This is a genomic window from Streptomyces cyaneofuscatus (assembly GCF_042718795.1).
Taxonomy (GTDB): Bacteria; Actinomycetota; Actinomycetes; order Streptomycetales; family Streptomycetaceae; genus Streptomyces; species Streptomyces cyaneofuscatus_A.
The window spans coordinates 26296-45247 of record NZ_JBHXOX010000003.1; the positions used below are offsets into that span (position 1 = coordinate 26296).

General features: G+C 72.3%; 17 protein-coding genes. 9 read left to right on the top strand and 8 right to left on the bottom strand.

From position 1 onward, the window contains the following. The first annotated feature begins 94 nt into the window (after nt 1-94). From ACFWRT_RS03335 to ACFWRT_RS03345, 3 genes are read left to right on the top strand one after another with little or no spacing between them, the layout of a single operon-like run. A complete protein-coding gene (locus tag ACFWRT_RS03335) occupies nt 95-979 on the top strand; it encodes a LysR family transcriptional regulator (RefSeq protein ID WP_380952760.1) in 885 nt (294 codons plus the stop codon). Further along, the gene (locus ACFWRT_RS03340) at nt 976-1890 is read left to right on the top strand and encodes a serine hydrolase (RefSeq protein WP_380952762.1); all 915 of its coding nucleotides are present in this window, start codon (nt 976-978) and stop codon (nt 1888-1890) included. Before ACFWRT_RS03335 ends, ACFWRT_RS03340 begins: the two co-directional genes overlap by 4 nt. A gap of 50 nt (nt 1891-1940) precedes the next feature. Beyond that, on the top strand, nt 1941-2384 hold the full coding sequence (locus ACFWRT_RS03345) for a pyridoxamine 5'-phosphate oxidase family protein (protein WP_380952764.1): 444 nt from the start codon (nt 1941-1943) through the stop codon (nt 2382-2384). A gap of 92 nt (nt 2385-2476) precedes the next feature. Here the strand turns inward: ACFWRT_RS03345 and ACFWRT_RS03350 are convergent, their stop codons facing one another. Continuing rightward, nucleotides 2477-2731 carry a hypothetical protein gene (locus tag ACFWRT_RS03350; RefSeq protein WP_018512755.1) on the bottom strand — a complete coding sequence of 85 codons (255 nt, stop codon included), beginning with the start codon at nt 2729-2731 and terminating at the stop codon, nt 2477-2479. Nucleotides 2732-3038: 307 nt separating this feature from the next. Here ACFWRT_RS03350 and ACFWRT_RS03355 point away from each other — a divergent pair, with 307 nt between their 5' ends. From ACFWRT_RS03355 to ACFWRT_RS03365, 3 genes are all read left to right on the top strand, one after another. Next, a complete protein-coding gene (locus ACFWRT_RS03355) occupies nt 3039-5249 on the top strand; it encodes a HelD family protein (RefSeq protein ID WP_380952829.1) in 2211 nt (736 codons plus the stop codon). A 190-nt stretch (nt 5250-5439) separates the two neighbouring features. Then, entirely contained in the window at nt 5440-6321 is an 882-nt protein-coding gene (locus tag ACFWRT_RS03360; RefSeq protein ID WP_380952766.1) for an SIS domain-containing protein, read from the top strand. A 23-nt stretch (nt 6322-6344) separates the two neighbouring features. Next, complete coding sequence (locus ACFWRT_RS03365; protein WP_380952767.1) at nt 6345-7217, top strand: class II fructose-bisphosphate aldolase; 873 nt, start codon at nt 6345-6347, stop codon at nt 7215-7217. Here ACFWRT_RS03365 and ACFWRT_RS03370 read toward each other — a convergent pair. The 6 genes from ACFWRT_RS03370 to ACFWRT_RS03395 all read right to left on the bottom strand — a co-directional run bounded on the left by ACFWRT_RS03370 (nt 7214) and on the right by ACFWRT_RS03395 (nt 14445). Then, entirely contained in the window at nt 7214-8680 is a 1467-nt protein-coding gene (locus ACFWRT_RS03370; RefSeq protein WP_380952768.1) for an HAD-IA family hydrolase, read from the bottom strand. The two genes, ACFWRT_RS03365 and ACFWRT_RS03370, sit on opposite strands and share 4 nt — an antisense overlap. 20 nt (nt 8681-8700) lie before the next feature. Beyond that, nucleotides 8701-9687: a hydroxyacid dehydrogenase gene (locus ACFWRT_RS03375; protein ID WP_380952830.1), complete on the bottom strand. Its 987-nt coding sequence runs from the start codon at nt 9685-9687 to the stop codon at nt 8701-8703. A gap of 56 nt (nt 9688-9743) precedes the next feature. Continuing rightward, nucleotides 9744-10664: a carbohydrate ABC transporter permease gene (locus ACFWRT_RS03380; protein ID WP_380952769.1), complete on the bottom strand. Its 921-nt coding sequence runs from the start codon at nt 10662-10664 to the stop codon at nt 9744-9746. Further along, nucleotides 10661-11647, bottom strand: coding sequence for a carbohydrate ABC transporter permease (locus ACFWRT_RS03385; protein WP_380952770.1), 987 nt, complete (start codon nt 11645-11647; stop codon nt 10661-10663). Before ACFWRT_RS03385 ends, ACFWRT_RS03380 begins: the two co-directional genes overlap by 4 nt. Before the next feature lie 174 nt (nt 11648-11821). Beyond that, entirely contained in the window at nt 11822-13129 is a 1308-nt protein-coding gene (locus ACFWRT_RS03390) for an ABC transporter substrate-binding protein (RefSeq protein WP_380952771.1), read from the bottom strand. Nucleotides 13130-13344: 215 nt separating this feature from the next. After that, nucleotides 13345-14445, bottom strand: a complete 1101-nt coding sequence (locus tag ACFWRT_RS03395; RefSeq protein ID WP_380952773.1) for a substrate-binding domain-containing protein — start codon at nt 14443-14445, stop codon at nt 13345-13347. Between the two features lie 265 nt (nt 14446-14710). Here ACFWRT_RS03395 and ACFWRT_RS03400 point away from each other — a divergent pair, with 265 nt between their 5' ends. From ACFWRT_RS03400 to ACFWRT_RS03410, 3 genes are all read left to right on the top strand, one after another. Beyond that, nucleotides 14711-17122 carry a polysaccharide lyase 8 family protein gene (locus tag ACFWRT_RS03400; RefSeq protein ID WP_380952774.1) on the top strand — a complete coding sequence of 804 codons (2412 nt, stop codon included), beginning with the start codon at nt 14711-14713 and terminating at the stop codon, nt 17120-17122. Between the two features lie 142 nt (nt 17123-17264). Then, nucleotides 17265-17774 (top strand): DinB family protein, encoded by a 510-nt coding sequence (locus tag ACFWRT_RS03405; RefSeq protein ID WP_380952775.1) that lies wholly within the window; start codon nt 17265-17267, stop codon nt 17772-17774. 141 nt (nt 17775-17915) lie between these two features. Then, nucleotides 17916-18671, top strand: a complete 756-nt coding sequence (locus tag ACFWRT_RS03410; protein ID WP_380952777.1) for a transporter substrate-binding domain-containing protein — start codon at nt 17916-17918, stop codon at nt 18669-18671. Between the two features lie 49 nt (nt 18672-18720). On the opposite strand, the gene ACFWRT_RS03415 is transcribed toward ACFWRT_RS03410, so the two are convergent. After that, complete coding sequence (locus tag ACFWRT_RS03415) at nt 18721-18888, bottom strand: DUF6381 family protein (protein ID WP_202546251.1); 168 nt, start codon at nt 18886-18888, stop codon at nt 18721-18723. Between the last annotated feature and the right edge of the window lie 64 nt (nt 18889-18952).

Genomic DNA, 18952 nt, shown 5'->3' on the forward strand with positions numbered 1-18952 from the left:
AGCGGAGTCAAACCCGCGGCCGGTCCGCATGTCGAATACGATCTCGGCATCGGAGTGATTCATCGGCCATATCGCCGCATGCCAGGGAGTGGGAGTGCTGACGGAACGGCACCTGGAAATCTTCGTCGCGTTGGCGGAGGAGGAGCATTTCGGTGCCGCCGCCGGGCGGGTGGGGATCACACAGCCGCCTCTCTCCCAGGGGCTGCGCCGGCTGGAGGCGCTGCTCGGCGTCCGGCTGTTCGAGCGGGACCGCGGGGTGTTCCTCACCGAGGAGGGTGCCCTGTTGCTGCCGCACGCGCGGCGCGCTCTGGCCGCCCTGGCGGAGCTCCGGGAGACCGGTGCCCGCGAACACGCGGACGGCCGCCGGCTGCGGCTGGGACTGGCCCCCGAGGTGCCGGCACCGCTGGCGGCCGATGTGGCGGCCGCCCCGGTCCGGGCGGGTGACCGGGCCCGCATCGGCACGGTAACGGCGCCCACCGCCACCCTGCTCTCCGATGTGGCGTCAGGCCGCCTGGACCTCGCGGTGGTCCGGCACCCCTCCGTCCTGCACGGCCTGGCCGCCGGGCAGGTGATCCTGCTGCCGACCTGGATCCTCACCCCGGCCCGTCCGGCGGAGTCCGGTGATACGTCTGCGGGTGCGTGGCCACGGCGGCTGCCCGTCGCGGTACGCCCCCGTGGCGAGGCGCCCGCCGCCCATGACCTGTTCGTCGACACGCTGGCGAGCCGGGGCCGCCGGGTGGAGACGGTGGTGGTCACCGACGAGCGGGCCGGGCTGGCGCTGGTGGCGGCGGGCCAGGCCGTCCTGGTCACGGCGGACGAAGCGCTGACGGCCTCCCGGGTCGAGCGGCGGGAGGCGACCGACCCACCGCTCCCCCTGCGGCTGCGGGTGGTCTGGAACCCCCGGCGTTCCGGTTCCGGGGATCAGGCCGGGACGGCCCGGCTGCTGGAGGACGTCCTCGCCCGTCAGGCGGCACGGTGACCGGCCCCCGGCGCGGCGGCGGGGTGGAGCGGACCATCCGCTCCCTGTTCGACGACGCCGGCGTCCGGGGCTGGCTGCATGTGGCGGACCTGCACCGCCCCTCGGCCCGCGTGGTCGTCGACCCGGACGAGCAGGTGCCGATGGGCTCCGTCTACAAGGTCGTGCTCATGGCGGCTTTCTGCCGGCTGGCCGACGCGGGACGGGTCGACCCACGCCACCGGCTCACGCTGGAGGCCGCCGACCGCGTCCCCGGCCCCACGGGCCTGTCCATCCTGCGCGACCCGGTCACGATATCGCTGCGCGACCTGGTGGTGCAGATGATGAGCGTCTCCGACAACACGGCGGCGCACGCCGTGCTGCGTACGGTCGGCGCCGACGTCGTCGACGCGGTGTGCGCCGATCTCGGTCTGCCGCGCACCCGGATCCACGGAGGGGTCGTCGGTACGTTCGACCGGCTGCTCGCCGATACGGGCACCGGTTCCCTGGACGCGGCCATGGCCCATGTCGCGGACAACGACACCGTCGTACCGCCGGACGTCTACGACCCCGCGTACAAGGCGTCCTCCACACCGGCCGAGACCGCCCGGCTGCTCCGGGCCATCTGGACGGACGAGGCCGCCTCCCCCGAGAGCTGCTCCTTCATGCGCGCGGCGATGCTCACCCAGCCGTGGACGCACCGCCTGGCCTCCGGGTTCCCGTACGACGACGTGACCGTCCACGGGAAGACCGGCACGTTCGGCTCGATGCGCCACGAGGCGGGGGTGGTGGAGCTCGGGGACGGCAGCGTCTACACGGCCGTGGTCTTCACCCAGGCCGCCCGTGCCGACCGGAAGCTCCCGCGCGCGGACGCCGTGATCGGGGCGGCGGCCAGGGCCGCGGTGGAGGATCTCCGCGCGGGCCAGGGTGTCTGACCGGCCGCCGGTCGCGGAGGGCGGCATTCTGGGCGCAGGACATCCGCACGATGGAGGAAACACCTGCGGCTCTGACCCGTGACGAACGCGAACAGTTCCTGGCCGAACCTCATGTCGCCGCGCTGGCCGTGGACGCGGCGGAGGAGGGGCGCGCCCCGCTCACCGTGCCCATCTGGTATCAGTACGCACCCGGCGGCGACCTCTGGATCATGACGGGCCGCGACTCCCGGAAGGGCCGGCTGATCGCCGGGGCGGGCCGGTTCTCCCTGATGGTGGACCGGGTCGAACCGACCGTCCGCTATGTGTCCGTCGAGGGCCCCGTCGTCGCGACGCTCCCCGCCACCCGTGAGCAGTTGGTGGAGATCTCGTCCCGCTATCTGCCCGCGGAGAAGGTCGACGGCTATGTCGACTTCGCCTGGCGGGAGCACGGTGATCAGGTGGTCATCCACATGCGGCCCCAGCGCTGGCTGAGTTCGGACCTCGGCGGGTTCTGAGCCGTCGGCGGACCGGCGACACGGACAGGGCCCGCCCCCGGGAGGGGCGGGCCCTGTTCAGCGCTGGACGATCAGCGTGTCGTAGCCGGGGGTCAGCGGCGGCCCTGCAGGTACTGGGCGTAGAAGTAGCCGTGCTCCGCCGCGATGTGCTCGCGGCTCTCCGTGGCGTGGGTGATGCCGTACGGGCCACCGAGGTTGGTGTACTCGGCGGTGCCGCGGTGTCCTTCGACGGCCCCGTATTCGGCGCCGGCCTTGCCGCCCTCCCACTCGTCGGCAACGGCGGGCGTGGCCGCCATGAGGCCGGCCGCGGCGACGGTCGCAAGAGTGACGGCGATACGACGAAGCATGGGTGCTCCTTCTCAGCAACTGCGTAACGGATGGTGCGGAGCCCAAACCATTACGCAGGTGGGGCGCGGCGACCGGGCGGACACGCACATGCCACGGGCAATACACCTGGACGGCCGCACTCCCCCTCCCGGCGAACCGAGCGGGCCTCCTCGCCACAAAAAAACCCCGGTGCGCAATTGCGCACCGGGGTTTTCGCCGCGTATATTTGATTCTTCTGTGTTCATGCAGAAAGGCCCCACGCGGAGGCCTCATAAGAAGAACTATATCCGTCAGGGAGCCGTTTTGTCAAACCGGGAAGCCGTCGAATTGCGGGAAGAGCAGGAATTCGTCGACCGTGTCCATACGCGCGTCGACGAGCTGCGCGGGGTCACGGCCCGGCATGTCGCGGAGGCGCTGACGCCGGTCGGGACCGGTCTCCAGGCCAAGCTGGAGCGGGATGTGCTCGTCACGGAGCGGTCGGGGCTTCTCGCCGCGCTCGACGCGGTGGACGGCTCACTGTGTTTCGGGCGCATCGACCTTTCCGACGGCACCGCGCACCATATCGGGCGTATCGGGATCCGTGAGGACGACAGCGAGCGCACGCCTCTTCTCATCGACTGGCGCGCGCCGGTCGCCCGGCCTTTCTATCTGGCCACCGGACACGTGCCGATGGGGCTGCGGCGGCGTCGGCACATCACGTCCGAGGGGCGTACGGTCACCGAGCTCCACGACGAGATCCTGGACCTCGGGGACGACGACCGCACGGGTTTCGAGGACCCCAACGGCGACGCCGTGCTGCTGTCCGCGCTGAATTCCGCCCGCACCGGCCGTATGGGTGACATCGTGCGGACCATCCAGGCGGAGCAGGACCGCATCATCCGCGCCCCGCACCGCGGTGTCCTCGTCGTCGAGGGCGGGCCCGGTACGGGCAAGACGGCGGTCGCACTGCACCGGGCCGCCTTCCTCCTGTACGAGCACCGCGAGGTGCTGGCCAAGCGGGCCGTGCTGATCGTGGGCCCCAACCCGGCCTTTCTGAGGTACATCGCGGAGGTGCTGCCCGCCCTCGGTGAGACCGGCGTCCTGCTCGCCACCCAGGCCGAACTCTTCCCCGGCGTCCACGCCACCGGCACGGACACTCCCCGCGCGGCCGCCGTCAAGGGTGGCGCGCAGATGGCGGAGGCGCTCGCCCTCGCCGTACGTGACCGCCAGCAACTGCCCGAGCCCGGGGCGCCGTTGGTCATCCCGCACGACGACGGGGATCTCGTCCTGGACTGGGAGATCGCGTACGAGGCCCGGCAGGCGGCCCGGGACACCCTGCTGCCGCACAACCTCGCCCGGCCGCACTTCGCGTTCCGGATCATCGACGCCCTCACCGCGCAGCTCACCGAGCGCATCGGCGCCGACCCGTACGGCGGGCCCAACTTCCTCGGGCCGGACGACATCGCGCATCTCGGCAAGGCCGTCGCGATGAGCGGGGAGGTCCACGAGGCCATCGAGTCGCTGTGGCCCGAGCTGGCTCCGGAGGAGTTCCTCGCCGGATATCTGGCCGAGCCGGTGTACGTGGGCGACGCGGACGCCGACGCCCTGCGGCGGGCCCCCGGCAGCGGGGCGTGGACCCCGGCGGACGTGCCCCTGCTCGACGAGGCGGCCGAGCTGCTCGGGGCCGACGACAGCGCCGCGCGGGCCGCCGCCGAGGCCGAGCGGCAGGAGCGGATCGCTTACGCGCAGGGGCTGTTGGAGCTGTCGCGGGGGTCGGAGACGTACGAGTTCGAGGACGAGGAGTCCGAAGTCCTCGCCGCCCACGACATCATCGACGCCGAGCGCATGGCGGAGCGGCACGAGGAGGCCGACCACCGCAGCGCGGCCGAGCGGGCGGCGGGCGACCGTACGTGGGCGTTCGGGCACATCATCGTGGACGAGGCGCAGGAGCTGTCGCCGATGGCGTGGCGGCTGCTGATGCGGCGCTCGCCGACCCGTTCGCTGACGCTGGTCGGCGACCCGGCCCAGACCTCGGAGGAGGCCGGCGTCGGCTCATGGGAGAAGATCCTTCAGCCGTACGTCGGTGACCGCTTCGAGCATGTGACGCTCGGCGTCAACTACCGTACGCCCGCCGAGATCATGGAGCTGGCCGCCCGCGTCGTACGGGAGCGGAACCCCTCCTTCGTGGCGCCCGGTTCGGTGCGGTCCACCGGCGAGGAGCCGTGGGTGCGGGACGCCGGGGAGGATCTGGCGGGCGCGGTGGCGAAGGCTGTCGACGAGCTGACGCCCGAGGAAGGGCGCCTCGCGGTGATCGCTCCGCGCGCGCTGCACGAGGAGATCGCCGCGCCGCTGGAGGAGGTCACCGCCGGGGCCGAGCCCGACCTCACCCGCCCGGTGGTGCTGCTCGACCCGCGGCAGGCCAAGGGGCTGGAGTTCGACCATGTGCTGGTCGTGGAGCCCGGCCGGTACGGCACGAGCGACCTGTACGTGGCGCTGACCCGGGCCACCCAGCGGCTGGGCATCATCCATCGGGAGGCACTGCCCTCGGCACTGCGCTGATCACTGCCGCCCCCCCCTTCCCCCCTCCGTTCCCCCCACCCGTTCCCCTTCCCGGCGTCACGCCCCCCGGTCCGCACCGGGGGGCGTTTCCGTTCCTGTCGCGCATGCCCGCAGCCCGCACTGCTTGATAATGCTCGAAACGCGGGCCTAATATGCAGCTTCGAGCATCCACAGGGCATGGGGAGATCAGATGACGCATGTGGCACGGGAGTTGGCCAGTCAGCCCGAGTGCTGGCGGCGGGCGGCGGGAATGGCCGGCGGACTCGCGGGGCAGCTCCCCGCTTCCGGCGAGCGCATCGCCGTCGTCGGCTGCGGCACCTCGTACTTCATGGCCCAGGCCTACGCGGCCCTCCGGGAGGGCAGTGGCCAGGGCGAGACCGACGCCTTCGCCGCGTCGGAGTTCCCGGCCGGCCGCCGCTACGACCGGATCGTGGCGCTGAGCCGCTCCGGCACCACGACCGAAGTGCTCGGCCTGCTCACCCAGGCCAAGGGGACGCGGCGGACCGTGATCATCGGGGATCCCGACTCCCCCATGGCGACGATGGCCGACGACACCGTGGTCCTCGACTTCGCCGACGAGCGGTCGGTCGTGCAGACGCGGTTCGCGACCTCGGCGCTGACCCTGCTCCGCGCCCACCTGGGCCTGCACACCGACGCGGTGGTGGAGGACGCCCAGGTCGCGCTCGCCGAGCCGCTGCCGGCCGGTCTGGTGGAGTGCACCCAGTTCACCTTCCTCGGGCGGGGCTGGAGTGTGGGGCTCGCCAACGAGGGGGCGCTGAAGATGCGGGAGGCGGCGCTGTCCTGGAGCGAGGCGTATCCGGCGATGGAGTACCGGCACGGCCCGATCAGCATCTCCACCCGTTCCACCGCCACCTGGATGCTCGGCGACGCACCGGCCGGGCTGTCCGACGAGGTCCACGCGACCGGCGCCCGGTGGGTGGCCGGCGGGCTCGACCCGCTGGCGGAGCTGGTCCGGGTGCAGCGGCTCGCGCTGGCGATCGCTCAGGCCCGCGGCCTCGATCCGGACCGGCCGCGCCACCTGACGCGCTCGGTCATCCTCAGCACGGCCTGACGGCCCCTCACCCCGGAGTTGCCATGCCCATCGCCGCCACCGGCGAGCTGATCGCCGACGCCGCAGCCCGGCACGGTGCGGTCGCCGCGTTCAACGTCATCACCCTGGAGCACGCGGAAGCGATCGTGGAGGGAGCGGAGGCCGCGGGGTCGCCGGTGATCCTCCAGATCAGCGAGAACGCGGTCAAGTACCATGGCGGCCGGCTGCGGCCATTGGCCCGCGCCGCACACGAGAGCGCCCGGGCGGCCGCGGTTCCGGTCGCCCTCCACCTCGACCACGTCCACTCCCCCGAGCTGCTGCGCCAGGCCGCGGAGTGCGGGTTCAGCTCGGCGATGTTCGACGCCGCCCGGCTGCCGTACGCGGAGAACCTGGCGGCCACCCGCGCCGCCGTCGCCTGGGCGCACGGGGAAGGGCTCTGGCTGGAGGCCGAGCTCGGGCAGGTCGGCGGCAAGAACGGGGAGGCTGCGCTGGACGCGCATGCGCCCGGCGCCCGTACGGACCCGGAGGAGGCGCTCGCCTTCGTCGCCGCCACCGGGGTCGACGCGCTGGCGGTGGCGGTCGGCACCTCCCATGCCATGACCTCGCGGGACGCCCGCATCGACCACGGCCTGCTGGCCCGGCTCCGCGACGTGGTGCCGGTGCCGTTGGTGCTGCACGGTTCGTCGGGCGCTTCGGACGACGAGCTGGCGCGGGCGGTCGCCGGAGGGATCGCCAAAGTCAACATCGGCACCGCGCTGAACATCGCGATGACCGGAGCGATACGGGAGCGCCTCGCGCAGGACGAGCGGGGCGTCGATCCGCGCGCGTACCTCGCGCCGGGGCGGGACGCGATGGCGCGGGCGGTGAACCGGCTGATCTCCGTGCTGCCCGCGCCCGCGGCGCAGGCAACCGCCTAGAAGACCGTGAGGTGCGCAAGGCTCTCCAGCACTCTGCGGCCCGGGACCGCGCTGACCGGGGTCGCGGAGGGCACGGCCACCACCCGGCAGCCCGCCGCCTCGGCCGCCGCGATGCCGGTGGGGCTGTCCTCGACGACCAGGCAGGCGGCGGGCGGGAGGTGGAGGCGGGCCGCCGCTTCGAGGTACGGGTCCGGGTGGGGCTTGGAGCGGTCCGTCTCGCCGTCCGCCACCGTCGTACGGAACACCTCGGCGCCCAGCGTCTTGAGCACCGCGTCCACGACCCGGCGCGGGGAGGCCGAGACCAGGGCGGCGGGGATGTTCCCGTCGGCCAAGCGGTCCAGCAGCTCGCGGGCGCCGGGGCGTAGCCGTACCCCCTTCTCGACCGCCGTGAGGAACGTGTCCTCCAGGTCGGATTCCAGGACCCGTTCACTCACGGCCCCTGGGCTCAGCGTCGCCAGGTAGGCCGCCGTGTCGGCGCAGGTGCGGCCGAGGACGCCGGCACCCTCCTCGTCGGTCAGGGTGTGGCCGTGGGCGGCGGCGACCTCGCGGGCGGCGGCGAGCCACAGGGGTTCGGTGTCCACCAACGTGCCGTCCATGTCGAGGAGGACGGCCTGCGGCACGGTCGGTACGGCGGTGCCGTCGAGGGTCCAGTGCGCGTCGGGGGTCCGGTCGAGCGCGGCGTACACCTGGGCCGCGACGTCCTCGTGCCGGACCGGGCGCAGCGGGCGGGCGCCCGCCGTGATGTCCGGGCCCGCGCAGGCCAGCCATGCCGTGCGTTCGGCCTCGCTCGCACCGCCGTGGCCGCCCTCGTCCCGGTGCCCGTGGTCGGTGACGACGAGGACGGTCCAGGCCTCGTCGGCGTACGTCGGGCGGGCGCGCAGGGCGGTGAGGAGGCGGCCCAGGCGGCGGTCGGCCGACGCGATGGACTCCTCGTACGCCGGTCCGCAGCCGAGGTGGTGGGCGGTCTCGTCGGGGGCGCCGAGGTAGACGAAGGAGGCCTCGGGGTCTTCGTGGGTCAGGACGGTGACGGCGTCGCGCACGGTGGCCTCGTCGGCGTCCTCCCAGGCCTGCGGGGTGTCGGCGGCCGGTGCGTGGTGGGTGAGCCGGGTGGGGCGGCGGAACATCGGCCCGCCGTCGGCCACGGTGACCAGCGGTTCCCAGGCCGCCGCGACATAGGTGCGGCGGCCGTCCTGGCGGGCCAGGCGGGTGGTGAAGTCCGGGAAGACGCCGAGGCGGTGGCCGGTGAAGTCGTTGGACCACACGGCGTGTTTGGTGACCCGGACGCCGGTGACGATGGTCGCCCAGCACGGGCCGGACATCGTGGGGGTGGACTCGGCGACCGTCACGGGGGCCAGGAATCCGGAGTCCGCGACCGTATCGAGGTGGGGGGTGGGGACACGGGCGAGGGTGTCGAGGCGTACGCCGTCGATGCCGACGACGAGCACACGGCGGGCACGGGGCATGGAGTGCCGTCCTTGAGGGGTCAGGCCTGCTGGTGCAGGGTGCTCGGGTCCACCGCGTGGGCGAACGGCAGCCCGTGGGCGTACCGTTCGAGCTCGTCGACCGCCGCGTCGGCCAGCCGGTGGAGCTCACCGCCCTGGGAGCCGGCGATGTGCGGGGTGAGCAGCACGTTCGGTAGGTCGTACAACGGCGAGTCCGGGGGCAGCACTTCGGGTTCCGTGTGGTCGAGTACGGCGTTCAGCCGGCCGGTGACCAGCTCCTTGACCAGCGCGTCGGTGTCGACCAGCGAACCGCGTGCCGTGTTGACGAGGGTCGCGCCGTCCCGCATCAGCGCGAGGCGTCCGGCGTCGAACAGGTGCCGGGTCTGCGGGAGTTCGGGGGCGTGGAGGGTGACCACGTCGCTCTGCGCGACGAGCGCGTCCAGATAGGTCAGTTCCGCGCCGAGAGCCCGCGCGCCCTCCTCGTCCAGATACGGGTCGTGCACCAGGAGGCGCAGGTCGAAGGGGCGCAGCAGTTCGGCGACGCGCCGGCCGATACGGGAGGCGCCGACGATCCCCACCGTACGGCGGTAGTTGCCGATGGAGGGGAACTCTCGCAGGAGGTTGACCCGGCTCCTCGCCTCCCGGTAGACGCGGGCGCTCTCCAGAACGTGCTTGTTGGCGAAGAGGATCGCCGCCACCGTGTACTCCGCGACCGGGAGGGAATTGGCGGTGGCGGCCGTGGAGACGGTGATACCCCGGTCCCAGACGTCCTGGGTGATGTGGTGCTTCACCGAGCCCGCCGCGTGCACGACGGTCCGCAGGCGGGGCATGGCGCTCAGGGCGTCGGCGGTCAGGGGCGGGCAGCCCCAGCCGGTGAAGAGGGCCTCGGCGTGCTGGAGTGCCGTGCGCTGTGCCGGGTCGTCGGCGCCGAAGTCGGTGACGAGCAGGGCCGGTTGGACGTCGGCGACCTGCGCGAGGCGCTCCAGTGCCTCCGGGCGGAGGATCGCGTCACGGGTCTCCCCGCTCATCGCCAGGACGGTACGGGGGCGGGGGCGCGGCCGGCTGGAGGAGGGGGCGGGGCGGCTCACTTGACGGCTCCTGCGGTGAGGCCCGAGCGCCAGAAGCGCTGCAGGCAGAGGAAGGCGACGATCAGCGGGACGACGGCGACCAGGGAGCCGATGATGACCAGGGGGTACAGCTCCGGCTGCTGGTAGACGTTCTGGTTCCACATGAACAGGCCCAGGTTGACGGGGTAGAGCCGCTCGTCGTTGAGCATCATCAGCGCGCCGTAGAAGTTGTTCCAGTTGGCGGTGAACGAGAACAGGAAGATGGTGACGAAGCCGGGCGCGAGCATGGGAAGGGCGACCTTCGTGAAGGTCTTGAGCTCCCCCGCTCCGTCGACCCGCGCGGCTTCCAGGACCTCGCCGGGTACGTACCCCTCGGAGAAGACGCGGGCCAGGTAGACGCCGAACGGGTTGACGAGGCTCGGGATGAGCACGGCCCAGTAGGTGTCGACGAGGCCGAGCTCCGAGGCCATCAGGTACAGCGGGAGCTGGACGACGGTGGAGGGGATCAGGACGCCGACGAGGACGACACCGAACAGCTTCTCCTTGCCCCGGAAGACGTACTTGTCGAAGGCGTAGCCGCAGGCGACGGAGACCAGGGTGGAGAGGACGGCCGCGACCAGCGTGTAGAGGAGGCTGTTGAGCAGCCAGCGGCCGTACAGCCCGTCGTTGTACGCGAACAGGGCCTCCAGGTTGGACAGGAGGTGGAAGTCGCCGAGGCTGAACGGGTTGGTGGCGAACAGGTCGCGGTAGTTCTTGGTGGCGGCGATGAGCAGCCAGGTCAGCGGCATCAGGGTGTAGACGGCGACGACTGCCAGGACGGCGTTGACCGCGACCTTCGAGGTGAGTCCGCCGGTACGTGGCGGGCGCCGGGGCGGGGAGGGCCGGCGGGCGGGTACGGGCGCGGGTGGTGCGTCGGGGGTGGCTGTCTGGGTGCTCATGAGGCCTTCCACCGGTTGCCGAGCTTGGTGACGACGAAGGACAGCAGGCCGGCGACGAGGGCGAGGATCAGGGAACTCGCGGCGGCCAGGCCGTAGTCGTGGCCCTTGAAGGCCGCGGTGTAGATGAACATGGTCGGCGACCAGTCCTCGCCCATGGTGTTGGCCCGGAGCTGGACGAGTTTGGGGGCGTCGAAGAGCTGGATGGCGCCGACACAGGTGAAGAGCAGGGTCAGCACGACGGTGGGCCGGATCATCGGGAGCTTGACCTGGAGGGCGGTGCGCAGGGCACCGGAGCCGTCGACGGTCGCGGCCTCCAGGACCTCGCGCGGGACTGCCTGGAGCCCGGCATAGAAGATGATCATGTTGTAGCCGGTCCACTGCCAGGCGGAGATGTTGACGACGGAGTAGATCGCCTCGTCCTGGCCGAAGAAGTTCCAGTTCGCGCCGAGGGCGTCGAGGCCGTCGGTGACCGGGCTGAGGCCCGGCGTGTAGAGGTAGAGCCAGATGAGCGAGGCGATCAGCCCGGGCACCGCGTGCGGCAGGAAGTAGGCGATCTGGAAGAAGCGGCGGGCCCGAGCCATCGCGGAGTCGACGAGCAGGGCGAGGATGAGCGCGCCGCCGACCATGGCGGGGATGTAGAGGACGCAGTAGAAGGCGATGTGGCCGAAGGAGCGGAGGAAGGCTTCGTTGCCGAGGGCCTCGGTGAAGTTGCCGAATCCGGCGAAGACCCGTTCGGTGCCGCCGAATCCGAGGCCGGAGGACTCCTCGCGGAAGAGGCTCATCCAGGCCGCGTAGAACATCGGCAGGACGGTGACGGCGGTGAACAGGGCGAAGAACGGCACCATGAACAGGGCCACGGCCCGGCGCTGTCCGCGCCGCGCGCCCGGGTCGCCGGGGCTCTTCGGCGCGACGGGGCCGCCCGACGGCGGGGCAGCCCGGCGGGGTGGTGGGGTCGTGACCGGCCGGGTGAGGGGGGCTGCCACTGGTGCTCCTTCGGCAGGATGAGTGGGGAGGGGAGATGCGGGCGGCCGGGGCGGGGCGGTGGAGCGGGGCGGGGCGGCGGAGTCTCCTGGCTGCCGAACTCCGTCGCGCCCCGCCGGCCGGGCGCCGGTCCGGGCTACCGGGCTACCGGGCTACCGGGCTACCGGGCTACCGGGCTACCGGGCGAGCTTCAGGCCGCGGTCCGTGACCGCGCTCTCGCCCTTCGCCTGTCCGGCGCTCAGCATCTTGGTGTGGTCCCCGCCCGCGGCCATCTGCGCCGAGGTGACCTGCTGCTGGACCGGGCCCCAGGTCCAGCCGGGCACGATGGTGCCGGCGGCCTCACCGGCGAGCCGGTAGACGTCCTGGTCGCCGAAGTAGGAGCTGTCGAACTCCTTGGCCGCGGCGGCCCGCATGGACTCGTTGGCGGGCAGGGCGCTGCTAGGGGTCTTGAGGGAGGAGAGGCGTGCGGTCATGGCCTTCGGGTCGGTGGTGACCCACTTGATGAACTCGGCCGCCGCCTCGGTGTGCTTGCTGCCCTTGGGGACGATGTAGGAGGTGCCGCCGTACATGCCGGTGCTCGGTGTGCCGTCCCAGGTCGGGAGCGGGGCTATGGCCCACTTGCCCTTGCTGTCGGGGTAGCTGACGGGGAAGTTCCCCGCGCTCCAGGCGGCGCCGATGATGGTGGCGACCTTGCCGGTGGCGCGCTCCTTGGTCTCGCCCTCGCCCCAGAGCGGGGTCTTCGAGGCGAGGCCGTCCTTGAGGAGGCCGTCCCAGTAGGCGGCGACCTTCCGGGACGCCGGCTCGTCGATGTTCACCTTCCAGGCGTCGTCCTTGGTGCCGTACCACTGGGCGCCGGCCTGCCAGGCGAGGCCGGAGAGGAGGGCCGGGTCGCCGCCGCCGAAGTTGGTGATGGTGAGGTCCGGGTCGCCCTGGTGGATCTTCTCCGCGGCCGTGCGGTACTCCGCCCAGGTCTTGGGGACCTCGACTCCGTACTTCTTGAAGAGGTCCTTGCGGTAGTAGAGCTGGATGGGCGTCACGTCGAAGGGAACGGCCCAGGTGGAGCCGCCGAGGTTGACCAGCGACTGCACCGCCTCGGGGAACTCCTTCTTCACCAGCTCGCCGGAGCTCGGGGTGAGGTCCTCCAGGTTGCCCTCGCTGGCGTACTCGGGGAGGGCGGAGTAGTCCATGGTGGCGATGTCGGGGGCGTTGCCGCCCTTGACCGCGTTGGAGAGCTTGGTGACGCCCTCGGGGCCCGCCGGGACGAGCGAGAACTTCACCTTGATGCCGGGGTGCGTCTTGTTGAACGCCTCGGCCGTCTCCTTGGCGCCCGCGGTGGCCGACCAGAAGGTGAGCGTGGCGGGCTTGCCGTCGCCGGGGTCCGAGGCGTCCGAGCCCGAGCCGCCTCCGCAGGCGGTGGTGAGCAGGGCCAGTGAGGCGGCGGACGCCACGAGGGCGAGGCGGGTGGTGCGGTGCGTACAAGGCATGGACCGGCTCCTACGGGACCTCGAACTGCGGGAGATGAGGCGAACGGCACACATCATTTTGCGCAGAACCGATCACCGTCAAGAGCAAATGACCAATTCAATCGAATCGATCATATGGCGATGTGCGGGCGGCCCGCCTGTGTGGTGCGTCCGGGCAGACGAAAAGCCGTACCCGCAGGGCCTGTTGACCCGGGGTACGGCTGGGGTGCGTCAGGTCAGGCGCCGGCGGCGGCCGCCCCGCAGGAGACCCGGACGCGCAGCGTGGGCAGGATGTCGAGGTGGCGGCGGGCGGTCGGGCCCTCGTCGGACACGCCCAGCCGGGAGAGCAGGAGCCTCGCCGCCGCCGCGCCGACCGCGTGCTTGTCCGGCGCCACGGCGGTGAGCGGCAGGTCGGCCAGGCTCGCCACCTCGTCGTCGTACGCGATCACCGCGAGGTCCTCCGGGACCCGCACGCCCCGGGCCTGGAGGCGCGGGATGAGCACGATCGCGTCCGCGTCGCTGTGCACGATCGCGGCGGTGACGTCGCCGCCCGCCACCCCCTCACTGAGGTACTCCAGCGTCCGCTCGAAACGGTCGGTCTCCGAGCGGGACGGCACGTCCTGAAGCGGCGAGGCGGCGACCGGGCTCAGCCCGAGGGCTGCCACGGCGGCCGCGTAACCGGCCCTGAGCCGGGGGGCGGTGGGGCTTTCCTGCACGGCGAGCGCGATGGACCGGTGGCCGAGTCCGGCCAGGTGCGCGACCGCCTCCGCGGCGCCGTGGGCGTGGTCCGAGCGCACCCGGTCGAGCCCCGCCACCGGGTGGCCGAGCGGGGCCCAGCGCTCCACCAGCACGACCGGGGTCTCCTGCCCCGCCACCCACAGCCCCTCGCCCGGCTCCGGGTGGCCCCGCTCCCAGCTGGGCGTCAGGAGGAGGCCGTCGGCGCCGGTGGAGAGCAGGCGGCGGGCCTGGGCCTCGTCCTCGTCGGGGAGGTACCGGGAGAGCCCGATCGTCAGGCGCGCGCCCGCCGCCTCCACCGCTTCCCGGGCACCGCGCACGACGTCCGCGTAGTAGTACTCGGTGGTGGGCACGACCATGCCCACCACCAGACCCTCGACGGAGGGCACGGCGGCGGGGGCAGGCCCGGGCGTCCCGGAGGGCCGGACCACCGCGCCGTGCAGCCGCTCCACCAGCCCCTGGGCCGCGAGCGTCTCGACGTCCCGGCGCAGGGTGACCGCGGACATGCCGAGCTCCTCGGCGAGTTCGGCGACACGGAGGCTGCCTCGTTCGTGGACGAGCTGGAGCACCCGCTCGTGGCGCTGGTCGACATGGAGTCGCATGGATCCCCTTGGTCTCTCGTCGGTCATCCGGGACGGCTGTGACGGCACCCCTCAACCATATCGATCACATCCGCTCGAAACGATCCCACCGTCGGCTTTGCCTCTGCCGGGCGCCAGCACGGCCATGCGCCCGAGTCAGCGCTGTACACCCCCACCGAACCGATCGACACGATCAATTCAGTCAGAGTTGTTGAGCGGATCGCCGGACGGCTGTTAGAAAGTGCCTGCCCGCTCAGAACAGTCGGATCCAGCCCGGAGCTCCCCCATGACATCTGCCTGGTCCCGCCGTACGTTCCTCGCCACCTCCGCCGTGCTCACCGCCGCCGGCGGCAGCGCCTTGGTGCTGGCCGCGCCCCGCACCGCCACCGCGGCGGACGACGATCCTTACGCCGCTCTGCGCGCCACCTGGAGCGCCCTGATCCTCGGCGAGGGGTTCAGTCCGACCGCCGAACCCTTCAGGAGCCGGCTGGCCGCGCTCGGCACCCAGGCCCGGTCGTGGCTGGACACCATGGCTCCGGCGAACGGGGCGCTGTGGCCGGACGCCGTGTACGCGGACCCCGACCCGGACACCGACCCCGAGTCGTACGGCTACTCGGCGAAGATGGCCGACAGCTTCCTCCGCCTCAACACGATGGCCCAGGCCTACCGGCAGCCGGGCACCGGGCTGACGGGGAACACCGGCCTGCGCGACGCGATCGTCACCGGCCTCGAACACCTCAACAGCCAGGTCTACAAGGCCGGGCAGACCCGGTACGGGAACTGGTACAGCTGGCAGATCGGCGCGCCCCAGGCCCTGCTGGACGTGTGCGTACTGATGTACGACGCCCTCACCCCGGCGCAGCTCGGGCGCTACTGCGCGGCCGTCGACCACTTCGTACCGGACTCCGCCGTGGCCTCGTACACGGGCACGAGCACCGGGGCGAACCGCGTCGACCTGTGCCGGGTGCTGGCCCTGCGCGGGGTCGTCGGCGGGACGGCGGCCAAGATCGCGCTCGCCCGGGACGCCCTCTCCCCCGTCTTCCCGCTGGTCGGCAAGGGCGACGGGCTCTACGCCGACGGCTCGTTCATCCAGCACACCACCGTGCCCTATACCGGCAGCTACGGGTCGGTGATGCTCGGTGGGCTCGGGCTGCTGTTCGCCCTGCTCAAGGGGACGACGTGGGAGGTGACCGACCCGAAGCGGCAGGTGGTGTTCGACGCGGTGGAGAACGCCTGGGCGCCGTTCCTCTACAACGGCCTCGTCATGGACTCCGTCGCGGGCCGCGCGATCAGCCGCGGCGAGGTCGACGACCACCGGCGCGGCCACCCCATCCTCGCCTCCATCGTGCTGCTCGGGCGGGGCGCATCGGCCGCCGAGAACGCCCGGTGGCGCTCGCTCGTCAAGGGGTGGGCGCAGCGCGACTACTACAGCCCGCCGCTGAGCAACCCCTCCCTCAACCTCACCGCCCTCTCCCGCCTCAAGTCCGTCCTGGACGACACCTCGCTCACCCCGCTCCCCGAACCGGAGGGCCACCGCCTCTTCCCCGACATGGCCCGGGCCACCCACCGCCGCCCCGGCTGGGCCGCCGCGCTCTCCATGGCCGACAAACGGATCACGTACTACGAGAGTGGCAACGGCGAGAACCTGCGCGGCTGGCACACCGGCTCCGGGATGCTCTACTGGTGGGGCGACACCTTCGCCAACGGCCAGTACAGCGACGCGTTCTGGCCCACCGTCGACCCGTACCGCCTCCCCGGCACCACCGCCTCGCGCACGCCGCTGGCCGACGGGGCGGGCGGCGACTGGGGCGTGGCGCTCCCGGATGTGAACTGGGTGGGCGGGGTCACCGACAAGAAGCGGGCGGCGGTGGGGCAGTACCTCAAGGGGCTGTCCAGCACGCTGCTGGCGAAGAAGTCGTGGTTCTTCCTGGACGACACGGTGGTCTGTCTGGGCGCGGGTATCCGCTGCCAGGACGGCGCGGCGGTGGAGACCACGGTGGACAACCGCAATCTGGGTCCGACGGGGAACGCGCCCTTCACCGTCGACGGCTCGGCGAAACCCGTCACCCGCCCGTGGTCGGCGACCCTGACCGACGCCTCCTGGGTCCATCTCGGCGGGCACGGTGGCTATGTCTTCCCGGGCAGGGCGACCGTCAAGGCGCTGCGCGAGAACCGGTCCGGCCGGTGGCGCGACATCAACTCCGGGGGCTCCACGGAGACGCTGACCCGCACCTATCTCACCCTCTGGGTCGACCACGGCCAGAACCCGGCGGACGCCTCGTACGCCTATCAGCTGCTGCCCGGCGCCTCCGAGCAGCGGACCGCCGCCCGGGCCGCCGACACCGGCTGGCTGCGGGTGCTCGCCAACACCGATGACCAGCAAGGGGTTTCGGTGCCTTCGCTCGGGCTGACCGCCGTCAACTTCTGGTTCGGCGGAAGCGTCGGGCCGCTCAGCGCGGACGCCCCCTGCTCCGTCATGGTCACCGAGCACCCGGACGGCACGGCCACGCTCTGCGTCAGCGACCCCATGCGGATGCGGACGAGCCTGACCTTCACCTGGAACAGGGCCGTCGCCTCCGTCGTCTCGAAGCCGTCGACCGTGACGTCGGCGACCACCGGGACGTCGCTGCGGCTGGTGTTCGGCGATCTCTCGGGGACGCGCGGGGCCACGCAGACGGTGAAGGTGCGGCTGGCCTGACGGCCGGAGGCGGGGGGGGCTGGCCTGACGACCGGAGGCAGGGGGGCTGGCCTGATGACCGGAGGCGGGGGGGCTGGCCTGACGACCGGAGGCAGGGGTTGGGGATACTGACCGCCGGTACAGCGGAATGAGGGATGCGGCCATGACCGATGATCACCGAGTGGGACCCCCGTCCCTCGGCAGCGAGCGCGAGACCCTCCGGGCCTTCCTCGACTACCACCGGGCGACCCTCGCCATGAAGTGCGAGGGGCTGACCGACGAGCAACTGCGCGAGAAGTCGATGGAGCCGTCGGCTCTGTCGCTGCTCGGCCTGGTCCGTCATATGGCGGAGGTGGAACGAGCTTGGTTCCGACGGACGTTCGAGGACCGGGACGCCCCGATGGTCTGGTCGGAGAAGGTCGACTTCCAGGCGGCGTACGACGCGAGCACGTCGACCCGGGCGGAGGCGTTCACCGCGTGGGAGGCCGAGGTCGAGACCTCTCGGCGCATCGAGCGGGAGGCCGGCTCCCTGGATCTGGTGGGCTACCAGCCCCGGTGGGACGAGGAGGTGTCGCTCCGGATGGTCATGGTGCACGTCCTTCTGGAGTACGGCCGCCACAACGGGCACGCGGACCTGCTGCGCGAAGGGGTGGACGGGACGGTGGGCGCGTGAGGCCGTACGGAGGTGGGACGGTGGGTGCGTAAGGCCTTCGGGGCGGTGGTGCGTAAAGCCTTACGGAGCCGGTCACGGGCCTGGTCGGCGGGGTTTCCGGGCCCCGTCGTCGCCCGGCACCGGGCTCGTAGACTCGCCCGCATGACCCAGCAGCAGATAGCTCCGGCCCTTGTTCCCGCGTTCGCGCCCGACGGCACGCTGCGCGCGTCCATCAATCTCGGCAACCCGATCCTGGCCAACCGGAACCCGGCGGGCGGCGACCCTGTGGGGGTGTCGGTCGACCTCGCGTACGCGTTCGGGCGGCGGCTCGGGGTGCCCGTCGAGCTCGTGGTCTTCGAGAAGGCGGCCGCCTCGGTGGAGGCGGTGAAGGCGGAGCAGGCGGACCTCGGCTTCTTCGCCGTGGACCCGGCGCGGAGCGAGGGGCTGCTGTTCACTGCTCCCTATGTACTGATCGAGGGCAGCTATCTCGTAGGCGAGTCGTCCGGCCTGGCCGGCAACGGGGAGGTGGACGTCGAGGGGACCCGTATCTCGGTCGGCTCGGGCAGCGCCTACGACCTCTTCCTCACCCGGGCGATCGAGCACGCCGAGATCGTGCAGCTGCCAGGCGCACCCGCGGCGCTCGCCGCCCTGCGGGAGGGTGAGGTCGAAGTGGCCGCCGGGATCCGCCAGTTGCTGGAGGGCGAGGCCCGGCGCGCTCCCGGCGTACGGGTGCTGCCGGGGCGCTTCATGGTGATCCAGCAGGCCATGGGCATCCCGGCCGCCCGGGGTACGGCGGCGCAGGAGGTGCTGGCGTCGTTCGTGGAGGAGATGAAGGCGAGCGGGTTCGTCGCCGACGCGCTGGAGCGGCACGACATCGACGGGGCGCTCGTGGCCCCCGCCGCCCCGCTCCCCGTCTGACCCGCCCCGCTCCCCCTCCGACCCGCACCTCACCGCGGCGAGGTGCGGGTCAGCTCCTCTCCTGGCCCGCCGCCTCCTCGCCGAGCAGGCGGCGGGCCTTCTCCCGCAGGCGCTGCCGGTGCTCGGGGTCGGTCGCCCGGTCGGCGGCGCGGCCCAGTTCCTCGGCGCGTTCGCGGGTGCGGCGGGCTCGTTCCAGGGGGGTGTCGGGCAGGTTCATGGGGTGTCCTCCGTCGTGGTTCCTCCGTCGGCAACAGGGTGTTGCGTGCGCGGTCGGAGCCCCA